We start from the raw sequence: 14,014 nt of genomic DNA, 5'->3' as shown, positions 1-14,014 counted from the left end.
TGTACGTTCCGTATTCTTGCCAACCTCGGGAGTGCGCGGCCATCGTCGCCGTGCGCCCCTTTTCGTCCATAGGGGACGCCTTTGTCGGCGCCCCCTGACCAGGCGCCGCGGCCCGCGCGGTTCCCCGGCCGAGGGAGCGACCCATGGCGAAGCCATCCGACACCAGGACCGCCGGGCGCAAGCCGGTGGCGAAGGCCACCCGCAGCACGGCGGAGACCGAGAAGATCCGGGCGGCGCTGGCGGCGCGGCGGGACGACCTTCGTGCCGAGTACGATCAGACGCTGAGTGAGATCACCGAGCTGCAGCGCGATCGGCTGACCGACTCGGCCGGGGACGACCAGGCCGACACGGGCACCAAGACGCTCGAGCGGGAGCAGGAGATCTCTCTCGCCAACAGCATTCTGGAACGGATCACGCAGGTGGAGCGCGCTCTGGAGCGCCTCGACGAGGGTGGTTACGGCTGGTGCGAGCGGTGCGGCAACCCGATCCCGGTCGAGCGCCTCGCCGCCTTCCCGTCGGCCACCCTGTGTGTGACGTGCAAGCAGCTGGAGGAGCGGCGCTGAGGTCCGTTCCCCGGCGGCGATGAGACGGTGAGCGATCACCGCCGAGACTGTCGATGGGGAGCGCATGACCGCAGTACCGTCCGCCGAACCCGGCCGCACCGATCCGGGCGGCGGCACCCGCCGGCCCCGGGCCGTCGCGATTCTCGCCGGGGTCGCCCTGGTGGCCCTGCTGGCCGACCTGGTCACCAAGCACCTCGCGCTGGCCGCGCTGACCGACCGAGAGCCGGTCCGGCTGCTCGGCGGGTTCGTCTACCTGAGCCTGACCCGCAACAGCGGTGCGGCCTGGAGCATCGGCGCGGACCACACCTGGGTCTTCCCACTGATCACCATCGGTGTGGTCGGCTGGATCGTGTGGATGGCGCTGCGGCTGCGCTCGCTGCCCTGGGCGGTGTCGCTCGGCCTGGTGCTCGGCGGTGCGTTGGGCAACCTCGTCGACCGGATCTTCCGGGCGCCGTCCCCGTTCCACGGGCACGTGGTCGACATGATCAGCCTCTTCGACCCGTACGGTCAGGTCTGGCCGGTGTTCAACCTGGCGGACAGTTCGCTGGTCTGCGGCGTGCTGCTGGCCGTCCTGTTGGAGCTGACCGGCCGCCAGCGTGACGGCCGGCGGGCGGGGCGCGACGGCGACCCGGCCACGACGGACGCCGCGCCGGGCACCGAGCAGCGGGAGCGGGCATGACCTCGGCGTTCGCCGCTGGCGGCGACCACCGTTCCCTTCCGGTTCCGGACGGCCTCGACGGCATGCGCCTGGACCAGGCCGTGTCCCGCCTGTTCGGGCTCTCCCGCACCGCCGCCGCCGCCCTGGTCGACGCCGGGGACGCGCTGGTCGACGGCTCCGCCCGGCCCAACTCGCACAAGGTCAAGGCCGGCTCCTGGCTGGATGTCACGCTGCCCGCCCCGGTCGCACCGCCGACGGTGGTGCCGCAGGCGGTGCCCGGCCTGCGGGTCGTCTACGCCGACGACGACATCGTCGTGGTCGACAAGCCGGTCGGGGTGGCCGCGCACCCGAGCCCCGGGTGGACCGGGCCGACGGTGATCGGCGCGCTCGCCGCGATCGGGCACCGCATCTCCACCAGCGGCGCCGCCGAACGCCAGGGCGTGGTGCACCGGCTCGACGTGGGCACCACCGGGATCATGGTGGTGGCCAAGAGTGAGCAGGCGTACACGGCGTTGAAGCGGGCCTTCAAGTACCGCGAGGTCGACAAGGGCTACCACGCGGTGGTGCAGGGTCATCTGGACCCGCTGCGGGGCACCGTCGACGCGCCGATCGACCGGCACCCCACCCACGACTACCGCTGGGCTGTGGTGTCCGGCGGCAAGCCGAGCATCACCCACTACGACACCCTGGAGGCGTTCCCGGCGGCGAGTCTGGTCGACGTCCGGCTGGAGACCGGCCGGACCCACCAGATCCGGGTGCACTTCTCCACCCTGCGGCACCCCTGTGTGGGTGACCTCACCTACGGCGCCGATCCCACCCTCTCGGCCCGTCTCGGCCTGGCCCGACAGTGGCTGCACGCCCGCGAACTGAGCTTTTTGCATCCCCGAACGGGGGACGAGGTCCGGTTCGTCAGCGACTACCCTGACGATCTGGACCGTGCGCTTCAGATCCTGCGTGACTGAGCGGCGACCGCCCGACACCGTTTCACAGAGGGGATCCCGCCCGTGCGCGCCGGCAACCTGCTGCGGCAGCTGGACCAGCGGCTGCTGCCGCCGCTGACCCGGGCGGTGGCCCGGCTGGGCGACCGGTCGGCGCGCTCCGGCGTGCTCAGTTGGGCCGCGGTGCTCTCCGCGGCGGCGGTGTTGGGCACCGCCGTCTGGGCCGTCGACGACAGCCCGGTCGGCGACCGGACTGTCGGCGAGGTGACCCGGGTCGGCGTTGCCGACGGCGACTCCGTCCCCGGCTACCTGCGCTCCGCCGCGGCCGACCTGGCGGCGCTGCCCGCGTCCGCTGCGGCCGCCGAGGGCGGGACGTACGCGCTGGTCACGCTCGACGTGTACCTGCCTCCGCAGCGGCTGGCGACGGTGCTCGGCGACGTGGGGGTCTCCACCGTCTTCGGGCGGGTTCCGCTGCCCGGCCGGCAGACCGAGATCGTCAAGATCCCCGCGCTGCGGGTGCCCGACGACGTGGTCGCCGGGATGGAACAGGTGGCGGCCCGCAAGGAGACCGAGGCCGCCGACTACCGGGCCAGGGCCGCCGCCGTCGACGGCGACGGGGTTGGCCAGCGGGAGTTGCGGGAGCAGTACGTCAGCGGCGCCGAGGTGGCCGCCGCCGAGGCGGCCGCGTACCGCACCGGCTGCGCCTGCGTCTACGCGGCGGTGGTGCGCGCGACGCCGGTGGCGCTGCGCGGTGTGGCGGCCCGGCCGGACGTACGGGCGGTCGACCCCGCCCCCGAGGTGTACCGGCTGGACCGGACGGTTTTCACGCCACCCCTGCCGGAGCAGCGTGACGTGGTGCGCCCGCCGGCCGACACGGGGCCGAGCCCGGTGCCGACCCGGTCCGAGCGGCCGGCGCCGATGGTCAGCGCGCCGGCGCCGTCGGCCTCCGTGGGCGAATCGTCGGAACCCGCACCAGTCGTGACGATTCCGTCACCCGAACCGTCGACGCCGGAGCCCACCGAGTCGACGCCGCCGAGTGTCACCACCTCGCCGGACGCCACCCTCAGCGAGCCCTTGCCGCCATCGCCGTCGTCGTGATCTGCGCCGGCTGGTGTGCGCTCTGAGGTGTGGTCCGAATAGGGTTGGGTTCGTAGCCTGTCAGACAGAGATCGATGGCGCTGGGAGGGCGGGCCGTGGAGGGCAGTGAGACCGGCTGGGGCCGGCCGGCCGAACCAGCGCCGCGGTGGCGCGCGCTGTTGGACCGTGCCCGGCTGGGCGGTCGCGGCGCGGAGCAGACCGAGCCGGATCGGCGTGGCGAGGAACCGCCGCCGGACCCGCTGCCGCGGCGTGCGGCCCCCAACGGCTACGCCGGGCGGGCACCCGCCATCGGGCATCCGGCCGACCTGTCGTACGGCGCGGAGCCTGCTTACCGGGCCGAGGCGACCTACCGGGTCGACCCCGCGTACCGGGCCGAGCCGGATTACCGGGCCGAGCCCGCGTACCGGACCGAGCCGGGTTATCGGGCCGAGCCGGACTATCGAGCGGAACCGGCGTACCGGACCGAGCAGCCGGACTACCGCGCCGAGCCCGGCTACCGGGCTGAACCGGACTACCGCGCGACGCCCGGCTACCGCGCTGAGCCGGACTACCGCGCGACGCCCGGCTACCGGGCCGAGCCGGACTACCGGGCCGAGCCGGACTACCGGGCCGAGCCGGCGTACCGGGCCGAGCCGAACTACCGGGCCGAGCCGGACTACCGGGCCGAGCCGGCGTACCCGGCCGAGCCCGAGCCGCCGGCCCGCGGCCCCGACCCGGTCCCGTCGCGCTACGCGTTGCTGGACAACGGCTACCGACCGGGCGACCCGCCGGCGGAATCGCGGTACGCCCTGCTGGAGACCGGCTACCAGCCGGAGACCGGCTACCCGGCCGCCCCGTCACCGCCGGTCGCCGCGCCGCCGGTTGCCGTGCCCGTCCCGCCACCACCCGCGCCGGCGGTCGGCTCGGCGGTCGCCGAACGTGCCTACCCGGCCCGGGTCGAATGGCGTCCACCGGCCGTCGACCAGGAGCAGGAGCGCGCCAACGGAGTGCTCCAACGGGACCTCGGCACACCCCGGGTCTTCGCCTTCGCCAACCCCAAGGGCGGAGTGCACAAGACGACCGCCACCGTGCTCGCCGCGGCGACGGTCGGCAGCGTCCGCGGCAAGGGCGTGCTGGCCTGGGACGACAACGAGCTGCGCGGCACCCTCGGCCTGCGCGCCGGCAGCGCGCGGCACGCCCGGACGATCCGGCACCTGATCAGCGACCTCGCCCAGATCGAGATCCTGGAGGGCGCGACCCTGCTGGACCGGCTGGACGACTATCTGCGGCACGCCTCCGACGGCTCGTACGACGTGCTGGCCGGCGAGGAGAGCCCGCGCTTCGCCCAGCGACTGGACCAGTTCACCGTCCGGCGGGTGCTGGAGCTGCTGCGGCGCACCCACGACGTGGTCTGCGTCGACACCGGCAACAACGTGGAGAGCCCCAACTGGCGCACCGTGATGCAGGCCGCCGACCAACTGGTGGTGACCACGGTGCCCCGGGAGGACGCGGCGTTCAGCGCGGACTGGATGCTCGACCTGCTGCACGAGGAGGGCATGGGCGAGTTGGCGGACAACGCGATCACTCTCATCTCCTGCCCGACCCCGGGTCGCTCGACGCTCCAGGACGACCTGGAACGGCACTTCGCCACCCGTACCAGGGGCGTGGCCGTCGTACCGTACGACCCGGCGCTGGAGACCGGGTCGTCGATCGAGTACCACCAGCTCCAGCCGGAGACCCGGCAGGCGTGGCTGCGGGCCGCGGCGATGATGGTGGAGCCGTTCGCCCGGTGAGCTGCTCTGCCGCCACCGGAGCCCCGGCCGGGCGCCGGGCCTGAGAGGATCATCGGGTGAGCCCGGACAACCCCGACCGTGAGCGGCCCGTCGACGAGCCCGACCAACCCACGCCACCCCGTACGCCGGACGCGCAACCGCCGCGGGTCGACCCGTCGGCCGGGACGGCGCCGGGCGAGTTCGGTCCGGGTCAACCGCCGGCCTCGGCGGCGTACCTGAGCTCGCTGGAGCTGCGGTTCGACGAACCGCGTCGTCCGCTGCGTGCCCTGGCGACGGTGCTGGGCGTCGTGCTCGCGCTCGCCGCGCTGGGTGTTCCGCTCGGGCTGCTCTGGGCCGCGCTCGCCCCGGACACTCCGGTGCTCAAGACCGCCGAGGGGGCGATCTACGCCGAGCCGCAACCGGAGCAGCCGATCGCCGCCGACGGCTGGTTCAGCCTGCTCGGGCTCGCCTTCGGGCTGCTCGTGGCGCTCGCTCTGTGGTTCGTGCTGCGACGGCGGCGCGGCCCGGTCGGGCTGCTGGCCGCGGTGCTCGGCACCCTGGTCGCCGCGCCGGTGGCCTGGCAGGTGGGCCGGCGGATCGGTCTGGCCACCTTCGAACGGCTGCTGGCGACCGCCCCGGCCGGGCAGGCGTTCAGCAAACCCGCCGACCTGCGCGCCGGTGGGGTGGACTGGCTGCTCGGCGTGCTGCCGGTGCCGCACGGCAACCTGCTGCTGCCGGCGTTCGGGGCCGCGGTCATGTACACGCTGCTCGCCGGCTGGTCGCGGTGGCCGGGGCTGCGCCCCGAACCCGAGCCGGGAGAGTTCAGTTGGGTGCCGGCGGGGACGCCAGCTCCGACAGCGGCACCGGAACCGCCCGCACCTGACGCAGCAGAGCCGCCTCGCGGTTGAGCAACCGCAGCTCGGCGCGGAGCCGGGAGGCGGTGTCGTCGATCGCCAGCAGCCGTTGCCGGTCGTCGACGGTGAGCGCCGCGGTCGCCGCCACCAGGTGCGAGAGCACGGTCGGGTCCTCCGGCAACTGCTCGGAGATCTCTTCCGGGTCGGAGCGGATCAGGCCGAGGTACTGCCGGAACACCGCGATCACCCGGGCGGCCAGCAGGTCGGCCACCTCGTCCGGGCCGCCCTGGTCGGGCAGCCACTCGACGTCGGCGGTCAGGTAGGGCTCGGCGCTGTCGTCGACCTCGGCGATCCGGAAACGACGCCGACCGACAGTGACGATGTCGTAACCACCGTCGGTCAACTCGGTCACCTGGCGCAGCTCGGCGGTGCAGCCCACCTCGTGCAGCGTCACCTGGCCGACGCCCGGGGCGGCCGGCGCGCCGGCGGGACCGGCGGGCGCGACCTCCCAGCCGGACTGGATGGCCACCACGCCGAACTCGCGCGGAGCACCGTCGGGCAGGCCGACCAGGTGTCGGACCAGCGCCCGGTAGCGCTCCTCGAAGATGTGCAGCGGCAGCACCAACCCGGGAAAGAGCACCGTTGCGAGCGGGAACACCGGCAGCCGTGCGGTCACATGGTCGAGCCTAACCAATCTCACCCGTGGCGGCGTGGCCCGGCTCACCGTCCCGGCGTACGGGCGGCTCGGGTGGGCGTCGGACCGGCCGCCTAGACTCGCAAGGGTGCTGAATCGGATCGACCTGCGCGACGGTCTCGGTGACCCGCGCCGCCTGCTGCCCCGTGCCCAGCTCGACGTGTCCGTCGCCGTCGAGCGCATCCGTCCGCTGGTGGAGGCGGTCCGTGAGCATGGGTACCCGGCGATCCGGGAAGCCAGCGAGCGGTTCGACGGCATCTCCCCGGAGGTGCTGCGGGTGCCGGTCGAGGCGATCACCGAGGCGGAGGGGGTGCTCGACCCGGCGGTGCGTGCCGCGCTGCTGGAGTCCATCGCCCGGGCCCGCCGGGTGCACGCCGACCAGCGGCGCACCGACCACGTCACCCAGGTGGTGCCCGGCGGCACTGTCACCGAGAGGTGGCTGCCGGTCGACCGGGTCGGCCTCTACGTGCCCGGTGGCCTGGCGATGTACCCGTCGACGGTGGTGATGAACGTGGTGCCCGCCCAGGCGGCCGGGGTGCGCTCGCTGGTGGTGGTCAGCCCGCCGCAGAAGGACAACGGCGGCCTGCCCGACGCCCGGGTGCTCGCCGCGTGCGCGCTGCTCGGCGTCGACGAGGTGTACGCCGTGGGCGGGGCCCAGGCGGTGGCGATGCTGGCCTACGGCGCGGCAGTCGACCCGCTGGGCGAGCTGCGCTGCGACCCGGTCGACCTGATCACCGGCCCCGGCAACATCTGGGTCACCGCCGCCAAGCGGCTGCTGCGCGGCGTGGTCGGCATCGACGCCGAGGCCGGGCCGACCGAGATCGCCATCCTGGCCGACGACACCGCCGACCCGGCGCACGTGGCCGCCGACCTGATCAGTCAGGCCGAGCACGACCCGCTCGCCGCGAGCGTGCTGGTCACCCCGTCGGTGGCGCTGGTCGAGGCGGTCGAGGCGGAGCTGGCCCGGCAGGTGCCGGCGACCAAGCACACCGAGCGGGTCACCACGGCGCTGACCGGTGAGCAGAGCGGCGTGGTCCTGGTCGACGACCTTGAGGCTGGGCTGCGGGTGGTCGACGCGTACGCGGCCGAGCACCTGGAGATCCAGACGGTCGACGCCCGGGAGTGGGCGCTGCGGGTCCGCAACGCCGGGGCGATCTTCGTGGGCGCCTGGTCGCCGGTGTCGCTCGGCGACTACTGCGCCGGCTCCAACCACGTGCTGCCCACCGGCGGCTGCGCCCGGCACTCGTCGGGCCTGTCCGTGCAGTCGTTCCTGCGCGGTGTGCACCTGATCGAATACACCGAGGCCGCGCTGCGTGACGTGGCCCCGCACGTGGTCACCCTGGCCACCGTGGAGGACCTGCCCGCGCACGGCCAGGCGGTCCAGGCGCGTTTCCCCGGAGGGCCGGCGTGACCAGTCTGGACGACCTTCCGATCCGCGACGACCTGCGAGGGCTGTCGCCGTACGGGGCGCCGCAGTTGGACGTGCCGGTGCGGCTCAACACCAACGAGAATTCCCACCCGGTCCCGGAGCCGGTGGTCGAGGCGATCGGCAAGGCGCTCGCGGCCGAGCTGCGCGAGCTGAACCGTTACCCGGACCGGGACGCGGTGGCGCTCCGCGCCGACCTGGCCGACTATCTCGGGCACGGGCTCACCGTCGAGCAGGTGTGGGCGGCCAACGGCTCCAACGAGATCCAGCAGCAGCTGCTCCAGGCGTTCGGCGGGCCGGGGCGCACCGCGCTCGGCTTCGTTCCGGCGTACTCGATGCACCCGCTGCTGGCCCTCGGCACCGGCACCCGGTGGGTGCCCGCCGCGCGCGGCCTCGACTTCGGGTTGACCGCCGAGGAGGCGGTCGCGCAGGTCCGGGAGCACCGGCCGGACGTGGTCTTCCTCTGTTCGCCGAACAACCCCACCGGTACGGCGCTGGACCCGGCGGTGATCGCCGCGGTGCTCGACGTCGCGCCCGGCATGGTCGTCGTGGACGAGGCGTACGCCGAGTTCGCCCGGCCCGGGACGGTCAGCGCCCTCGCGGTGCTGCCCGGCCACCCGCGGCTGGTGGTCACCCGGACGATGAGCAAGGCGTTCGGCTTCGCCGGTGGCCGGCTGGGTTACCTGGCCGCCGACCCGGCGGTGGTGCGGGCGGTGCAGCTCGTCCGTCTGCCGTACCATCTCTCCGCGCTCACCCAGGCCGCCGCACGCGCGGCGGTGGCGCACCGCGATGCCCTTCTCGGTACGGTGAGCGCGATCATGGCGCAGCGGGACCGGATCGTGGCGACGCTGCGCGAGCGGGGGTTGCGGGTCGCCGACAGCGACGCCAACTTCGTGCTCTTCGAGGTGGGCGGCGACCAGACCATCGTCTGGAACGCCCTGCTGGCGCAGGGGGTGCTGGTCCGTGACGTCGGCCTGCCCGGCTGGCTGCGGGTGACCGCCGGCACCGCCGCCGAGACCGACGCCTTCCTTTCTGCAATGGAGACTTCGCAATGAGTCGGACCGCCCGGGTGGAACGGATCACCAAGGAGACCAAGGTCCTCGTCGAGATCGATCTCGATGGCACCGGTGCCGCCGAGATCAGCACCGGCGTCGGCTTCTACGACCACATGCTGCACCAGATCGCCCGGCACGGCGGCTTCGACCTGACCGTGCGCACGGTGGGTGACCTGGAGATCGACGCGCACCACACGATCGAGGACACCGCGCTGGCGCTGGGTGCGGCGTTCGACCAGGCGCTGGGCGACAAGGCCGGCATCCGACGGTACGGCTCGGCGACGGTGCCGATGGACGAGGTGCTGGTCCGGGCCGCTGTGGACCTCTCCGGTCGGCCGTACGTGGTGCACGACGAGCCGGTGCTCGCCCCGTACATCGGGCCGGTGTACGCGACCAGCATGACCCGGCACATCTGGGAGTCCTTCGGTCAGGCGGCCCGGGTCACGCTGCACGTCGACGTGCTGCGGGCGGCCCGGCCGGGTGGTCACCCGGACGCGCACCACGTGGTGGAGGCGCAGTTCAAGGCGGTCTCCCGCGCGTTGCGCGAGGCCACCTCGATCGACCCGCGTTCCGCCGGTTCGATCCCGAGCACGAAGGGCGCGCTCTGATGAGCGCGAGGGTTGCAGCGCGGCGGAGCCCCGCAGTCGCGAATGAAGGGTGGCGCTGATGGGTGCCGCGTTGCCGACGTTGCTGCTGATCCTGGCCGGGGTGCTGGTGGGCGGCACCTGGTCGCTCTACCGGCAGGGCGCGCCGAAGGCCGCCGTGCTGATCACCGCGGCGCTCGCGGTGCTCGCCACTGTCGCCGGGGTGCTGCGGCTGCTGCCGGAGAACGGGTGATCGGGGTGACGACATGAGTGACGTGGTGGTGCTCGACTACGGCTCGGGCAACCTGCGCTCGGCGGAGCGGGCGCTGGCCGCCGCCGGAGCGGACGTCCGGGTGACTTCCGACCTGGCCGCGGCGGCTGCCGCCGACGGTCTGGTGGTGCCGGGTGTGGGCGCGTACGCGGCGTGCATGGCGGGGATCGAGGCGCTGGGCGCCGGCCCGGTGATCGCCGAACGGGTGGCCGCCGGCCGGCCGGTGCTCGGCATCTGCGTGGGCATGCAGGTGCTCTTCGAGCACGGTGACGAGCACGGCGTGGTGACCAAGGGGCTGGGGCTGCTGCCCGGCGGGGTGACCCGGTTGGCCGCCACCCGGTTGCCGCACATGGGCTGGAACACGGTCCGGGCTCCGCGGGAGTCGGTGCTGTTCGCCGGGTTGACGCAGCAGAGCCGGTTCTACTTCGTCCACTCGTACGCGATGGGTGACCCGGCGGTGTTGGCCGCCGCCGGTGCCACGGTGACCACCGCCCACCACGACACGGATTTCGTCGCGGCGGTGGAGCGTGGCTCGTTGTCGGCGGCCCAGTTCCACCCGGAGAAGTCCGCCGACACCGGTGCCGCGCTGTTGCGCAACTGGCTCGCCACGTTGCCCAGCGGTGACTGAGCGCCGTCGCGCGGTGCCCGGGCGAGGGGCGTCGCGGTGAGCCGGGAGCGCGCCCGCCGACGGGCCGAGCGGGAGGCGGAGCAGGCCCGGGAACGGGCGGTCCGGCAGCGTCAGGTCGCCCGCCGGCAACGGCGTCGCGCGGTGGTCCGCAGTCTGACGCCGCGGCTGCGGCGGGGTCGCTCCGGGCGGCTGGCCCGGCACACTCGAGGTGAGCGGGCCGCGATCGTGCTGCTCACCGGCGCGGCGTTGCTGCTGATCTGGACGTTTGTCGACAACCTGGCGTTGCGTATCGCGCTGATCGCGCTCTTGCTGCTCGTACTGCCGGCGATCGTGGTGATCGCCCTGGACCGTCGTACCTGATCGAGGAGAAGACCTTGAGCCTCACCCTGTTACCCGCGGTGGATGTCGCTGACGGCCGGGCCGTCCGGCTCGTGCAGGGCGCCGTCGGAAGCGAGAGCATCTACGGCGACCCGTTGGACGCGGCGCTGGCCTGGCAGCAGGACGGCGCGGAGTGGATCCACCTGGTCGACCTGGACGCGGCCTTCGGTCGGGGCACCAACGCGCACCTGCTGGCGGAGGTGGTGCGCCAGTTGGACGTGAAGGTGGAGCTCTCCGGGGGCATCCGTGACGACGAGTCGCTGCGCGCGGCGCTGGGCACCGGGGCGGCCCGGGTGAACATCGGCACCGCCGCCCTGGAGGACCCGGTCTGGTGTGACCGGGTGGTCGCGGAGTACGGCGACCGGGTGGCCATCGGGCTGGACGTGCGGGGCAACACCCTGTCGGCGCGGGGGTGGACCCGCGACGGCGGTGACCTGTACGAGGTGCTGGAGCGGCTGGACAAGGCGGGCGCGAGTCGGTACGTGGTCACCGACATCACCAAGGACGGCACGATGCGCGGGCCGAACCTGGATCTGCTGCGCGAGGTGTGTGCCCGTACGGACCGGCCGGTGATCGCCTCGGGCGGGGTCTCCACGCTGGACGACCTGCGGGCGTTGGCGACCCTGGAGTCGGCCGGGGTGGAGGGTGTGATCGCCGGCAAGGCGCTCTACGCGGGCGCCTTCACGGTGGCCGAGGCGCTGCGGACGCTGGCCGAGGCGTGACGACGACCCGACTGGGGTCGGGCGGCCCGTGGGAGCAGCGCTACGGGTATTCCCGGGTCGTCCGGGCCGGTGAGCGGGCCTGGACGGCCGGTTGCACGGCGACTGTGGACGGCCGGGTGGTGCACGTCGGTGACGCGGCCGCGCAGACCGCGCTGGCGCTGCGGATCGGGTTGTCCGCGCTCGCCGAGGTGGGTGCGGAGCCGGGCGACGTGGTCCGGACCAGGATGTACGTGACGGACCGGCTGCACGCCGACGAGGTGGGCCGGGCGCACAACGCGGTCTTCGGCGCGGTCCGGCCGGCGGCCACCCTGGTGGTGGTGGCCGCTCTGCTGGACCCGGAGCACCTGGTCGAGGTGGAGTTGGAGGCGTACCTCGGCGATCGCTGAGGTGATCGCCCGCGCGGTCCGCAGGTGGTCCCGTAGTCCGATAAGTTGTGCACAACTTAATTGTGGGCTACGGTTCGGTGGTGACGGATGACCTGGTGCTGCGCCGGCAGGTGTGCTTCGCGCTCTACGCCGCGTCGCGCGCACTGACCGACGTCTACCGGCCGATCCTCGACGAGGTCGGGTTGACCTACCCGCAGTACCTGGCGCTGCTGGTGCTCTGGGAGCGCCCCGACGACGCCCCGACGGTGTCCGAGTTGGGCACCGAGCTGCGGCTGGACTCCGGCACGCTCTCCCCGCTGCTCAAGCGGCTGGAAGGGGCGGGCCTGGTGGTGCGGCGGCGGTCGGCCCGCGACGAGCGGCGGGTCGAGGTGGGCCTCACCGAGCAGGGCCGGGCGCTGCGCGAGCGGGTCGGCGATGTCCCGCTGCGGATCGCGCAGGCCACCGGGCTGGGCTTCGGCGAGCTCGTCGCGCTGCGCGACACCCTCACCCGGGTCACCGACACCATCCACCGACAGAAGGAGCAGTGACCACCATGCAGGTTGTCTACACCGCGTCCGCGACCGCCACCGGCGACGGCCGGGACGGCCACGTCGAGACCTCCGACGGCACGTTCGCCCTCGACCTGGCAGTGCCGAAGGAGATGGGGGGCGCGGGTGGCGCGGCCAACCCCGAGCAGCTCTTCGCCGCCGGTTACGCGGCCTGCTTCCACAGCGCGCTGCGGCTGGTGGCCCGCCGGGCCAAGGCCGACGTGACCGGTTCCGTGGTCGCCGCCGAGGTGGGCATCGGCCCGAACGGCAGCGGCGGCTTCGGGCTCACCGTGCAGCTCGTCGTCGACCTGCCCGCCGCGCCCCGCGAGGTCGCCGAGCAGATCGTCGAGCAGGCCCACCAGGTCTGCCCGTACTCCAACGCCACCCGTGGCAGCGTCGACGTCACCCTCACCGTCCGCGAGACCCTGTCCGCGTGACCTCGCGGCCCCAGGCCCCCACCCGCGGACGAGAGGACGACCACCCCATGACCAGCAACCGCGAGATCCACCTGGCCAGCCGCCCCCAGGGCTGGCCCACCGAAGACACCTTCCGGCTCGTCGAGACCCAGGTGCCGACGCCCGGCCCGGGCCAGATCGTGGTCCGCAACCAGTACATGTCCGTCGACCCGTACATGCGCGGACGGATGAACGACGTCAAGTCGTACGTGCCGCCGTTCGCGCTCGACGCGCCGCTCGACGGTGCCGCGATCGGTGAGGTGGTGGCCAGCGAGTCGGCGGACGTCGCCGTCGGGACCACAGTCCTGCACGGGCTGGGTTGGCGGGAGTACGCGCTGCTCGACGCCGCCGCGGCCCGCCCCGTCGACCCGAGCATCGCCCCGGTCAGCGCCTACCTGAGCGTGCTCGGGATGACCGGGTTGACCGCGTACGCCGGTCTGCTGGAGGTGGCCGCGATGAAGCCCGGCGAGACGGTCTTCGTCTCCGCCGCGGCCGGCGCGGTGGGCAGCCTGGTCGGCCAGATCGCCAAGCTCAAGGGCGCCGGCCGGGTGATCGGCAGCGCCGGCTCGCCGGCCAAGGTCGAACGGCTGCGGGCGCTGGGCTTCGACGCCGCCTTCGACTACCACGACGGGGTCCGCGAGTCGCTGCGTGAGGCCGCCCCCGACGGCGTCGACGTCTACTTCGACAACGTCGGCGGTGACCACCTGGAGGCCGCGATCTCGGCCATGAACCTGCACGGTCGGGCCGCCATCTGCGGCATGATCGCGCAGTACAACGCCACCGAGCCGCCGGCCGCGCCGCGCAACCTGGCGATGGTCATCGGCAAGCGGCTGACCCTGCGTGGCTTCCTGGTCAACGACCACAACGACGTGCGGGCGGCGTTCGTGCGCGACGTCTCGGGTTGGCTGCGCGACGGCACGCTGTCCTACGACGAGACGATCGTGGACGGCATCGAGAACGCCCCGGCCGCGTTCCTCGGCCTGCTGCGCGGCGACAACCTCGGCAAGATGCTCGTCAAGGTGTGAC

General features: G+C 73.5%; 18 protein-coding genes. 17 read left to right on the top strand and 1 reads right to left on the bottom strand.

Annotation, left to right across the window (positions count from 1 at the left end; all coding sequences use genetic code 11):
- The first annotated feature begins 143 nt into the window (after positions 1-143).
- The 6 genes from AB0877_RS12965 (at position 144) to AB0877_RS12940 (ending at position 5,916) form a co-directional block, all read left to right on the top strand.
- Positions 144-563, top strand: a complete 420-nt coding sequence (locus AB0877_RS12965) for a TraR/DksA C4-type zinc finger protein (RefSeq protein WP_366608765.1) — start codon at positions 144-146, stop codon at positions 561-563.
- 64 nt (positions 564-627) lie between these two features.
- The gene (gene lspA, locus AB0877_RS12960) at positions 628-1,242 is read left to right on the top strand and encodes a signal peptidase II (RefSeq protein ID WP_366608764.1); all 615 of its coding nucleotides are present in this window, start codon (positions 628-630) and stop codon (positions 1,240-1,242) included.
- Positions 1,239-2,183: an RluA family pseudouridine synthase gene (locus AB0877_RS12955; RefSeq protein WP_091407730.1), complete on the top strand. Its 945-nt coding sequence runs from the start codon at positions 1,239-1,241 to the stop codon at positions 2,181-2,183. The genes lspA and AB0877_RS12955 overlap by 4 nt, the downstream gene beginning before the upstream one ends.
- A gap of 42 nt (positions 2,184-2,225) precedes the next feature.
- Positions 2,226-3,257 carry a hypothetical protein gene (locus AB0877_RS12950; protein WP_366608763.1) on the top strand — a complete coding sequence of 344 codons (1,032 nt, stop codon included), beginning with the start codon at positions 2,226-2,228 and terminating at the stop codon, positions 3,255-3,257.
- 74 nt (positions 3,258-3,331) lie between these two features.
- Entirely contained in the window at positions 3,332-5,029 is a 1,698-nt protein-coding gene (locus AB0877_RS12945; RefSeq protein ID WP_366608762.1) for an AAA family ATPase, read from the top strand.
- Between the two features lie 56 nt (positions 5,030-5,085).
- Positions 5,086-5,916: a DUF2567 domain-containing protein gene (locus AB0877_RS12940; RefSeq protein WP_366608761.1), complete on the top strand. Its 831-nt coding sequence runs from the start codon at positions 5,086-5,088 to the stop codon at positions 5,914-5,916.
- Here the strand turns inward: AB0877_RS12940 and AB0877_RS12935 are convergent.
- Positions 5,831-6,538: an LON peptidase substrate-binding domain-containing protein gene (locus tag AB0877_RS12935; RefSeq protein ID WP_366608760.1), complete on the bottom strand. Its 708-nt coding sequence runs from the start codon at positions 6,536-6,538 to the stop codon at positions 5,831-5,833. The genes AB0877_RS12940 and AB0877_RS12935 overlap by 86 nt on opposite strands.
- Before the next feature lie 106 nt (positions 6,539-6,644).
- Here AB0877_RS12935 and hisD point away from each other — a divergent pair, with 106 nt between their 5' ends.
- The 11 genes from hisD to AB0877_RS12880 all read left to right on the top strand — a co-directional run bounded on the left by hisD (position 6,645) and on the right by AB0877_RS12880 (position 14,013).
- Positions 6,645-7,967 (top strand): histidinol dehydrogenase, encoded by a 1,323-nt coding sequence (gene hisD, locus AB0877_RS12930; RefSeq protein WP_366608759.1) that lies wholly within the window; start codon positions 6,645-6,647, stop codon positions 7,965-7,967.
- A complete protein-coding gene (locus tag AB0877_RS12925) occupies positions 7,964-9,037 on the top strand; it encodes a histidinol-phosphate transaminase (RefSeq protein ID WP_366608758.1) in 1,074 nt (357 codons plus the stop codon). The genes hisD and AB0877_RS12925 overlap by 4 nt, the downstream gene beginning before the upstream one ends.
- A complete protein-coding gene (gene hisB / locus AB0877_RS12920; RefSeq protein WP_366608757.1) occupies positions 9,034-9,645 on the top strand; it encodes an imidazoleglycerol-phosphate dehydratase HisB in 612 nt (203 codons plus the stop codon). The genes AB0877_RS12925 and hisB overlap by 4 nt, the downstream gene beginning before the upstream one ends.
- A 58-nt stretch (positions 9,646-9,703) precedes the next feature.
- Complete coding sequence (locus AB0877_RS12915; RefSeq protein ID WP_167362522.1) at positions 9,704-9,874, top strand: hypothetical protein; 171 nt, start codon at positions 9,704-9,706, stop codon at positions 9,872-9,874.
- Between the two features lie 13 nt (positions 9,875-9,887).
- A complete protein-coding gene (gene hisH, locus AB0877_RS12910; protein ID WP_366608756.1) occupies positions 9,888-10,520 on the top strand; it encodes an imidazole glycerol phosphate synthase subunit HisH in 633 nt (210 codons plus the stop codon).
- 36 nt (positions 10,521-10,556) lie between these two features.
- The gene (locus AB0877_RS12905; protein WP_355007656.1) at positions 10,557-10,880 is read left to right on the top strand and encodes a hypothetical protein; all 324 of its coding nucleotides are present in this window, start codon (positions 10,557-10,559) and stop codon (positions 10,878-10,880) included.
- A gap of 14 nt (positions 10,881-10,894) precedes the next feature.
- Positions 10,895-11,620 (top strand): bifunctional 1-(5-phosphoribosyl)-5-((5-phosphoribosylamino)methylideneamino)imidazole-4-carboxamide isomerase/phosphoribosylanthranilate isomerase PriA, encoded by a 726-nt coding sequence (gene priA / locus AB0877_RS12900; protein ID WP_357202526.1) that lies wholly within the window; start codon positions 10,895-10,897, stop codon positions 11,618-11,620.
- Positions 11,617-12,006, top strand: a complete 390-nt coding sequence (locus AB0877_RS12895; RefSeq protein ID WP_366608755.1) for a RidA family protein — start codon at positions 11,617-11,619, stop codon at positions 12,004-12,006. The genes priA and AB0877_RS12895 overlap by 4 nt, the downstream gene beginning before the upstream one ends.
- Positions 12,007-12,086: 80 nt before the next feature.
- Positions 12,087-12,533: a MarR family transcriptional regulator gene (locus AB0877_RS12890; RefSeq protein ID WP_366608754.1), complete on the top strand. Its 447-nt coding sequence runs from the start codon at positions 12,087-12,089 to the stop codon at positions 12,531-12,533.
- A 5-nt stretch (positions 12,534-12,538) separates the two neighbouring features.
- On the top strand, positions 12,539-12,970 hold the full coding sequence (locus AB0877_RS12885; RefSeq protein WP_366609027.1) for an organic hydroperoxide resistance protein: 432 nt from the start codon (positions 12,539-12,541) through the stop codon (positions 12,968-12,970).
- Positions 12,971-13,017: 47 nt separating this feature from the next.
- Positions 13,018-14,013, top strand: a complete 996-nt coding sequence (locus AB0877_RS12880) for an NADP-dependent oxidoreductase (RefSeq protein WP_366608753.1) — start codon at positions 13,018-13,020, stop codon at positions 14,011-14,013.
- Position 14,014 lies beyond the last annotated feature (1 nt).

The sequence above is a fragment of the Micromonospora sp. NPDC047644 genome, from assembly GCF_040704315.1.
Classification (GTDB): Bacteria; Actinomycetota; Actinomycetes; order Mycobacteriales; family Micromonosporaceae; genus Micromonospora.
Note: the sequence above shows the minus strand (reverse complement) of the source record. Positions and strands in the feature narration are given on the sequence as shown.

Excerpts from the sequence above, each read along its gene's own strand:
- AB0877_RS12965 (WP_366608765.1), top strand. The coding sequence starts at position 144 with ATGGCGAAGCCATCCGACACCAGGACCGCCGGGCGCAAGCCGGTGGCG.
- lspA (WP_366608764.1), top strand. The coding sequence starts at position 628 with ATGACCGCAGTACCGTCCGCCGAACCCGGCCGCACCGATCCGGGCGGC.
- AB0877_RS12955 (WP_091407730.1), top strand. The coding sequence starts at position 1,239 with ATGACCTCGGCGTTCGCCGCTGGCGGCGACCACCGTTCCCTTCCGGTT.
- AB0877_RS12945 (WP_366608762.1), top strand. The coding sequence starts at position 3,332 with ATGGCGCTGGGAGGGCGGGCCGTGGAGGGCAGTGAGACCGGCTGGGGC.
- hisB (WP_366608757.1), top strand. The coding sequence starts at position 9,034 with ATGAGTCGGACCGCCCGGGTGGAACGGATCACCAAGGAGACCAAGGTC.
- AB0877_RS12915 (WP_167362522.1), top strand. The coding sequence starts at position 9,704 with ATGGGTGCCGCGTTGCCGACGTTGCTGCTGATCCTGGCCGGGGTGCTG.
- hisH (WP_366608756.1), top strand. The coding sequence starts at position 9,888 with ATGAGTGACGTGGTGGTGCTCGACTACGGCTCGGGCAACCTGCGCTCG.
- AB0877_RS12885 (WP_366609027.1), top strand. The coding sequence starts at position 12,539 with ATGCAGGTTGTCTACACCGCGTCCGCGACCGCCACCGGCGACGGCCGG.
- AB0877_RS12880 (WP_366608753.1), top strand. The coding sequence starts at position 13,018 with ATGACCAGCAACCGCGAGATCCACCTGGCCAGCCGCCCCCAGGGCTGG.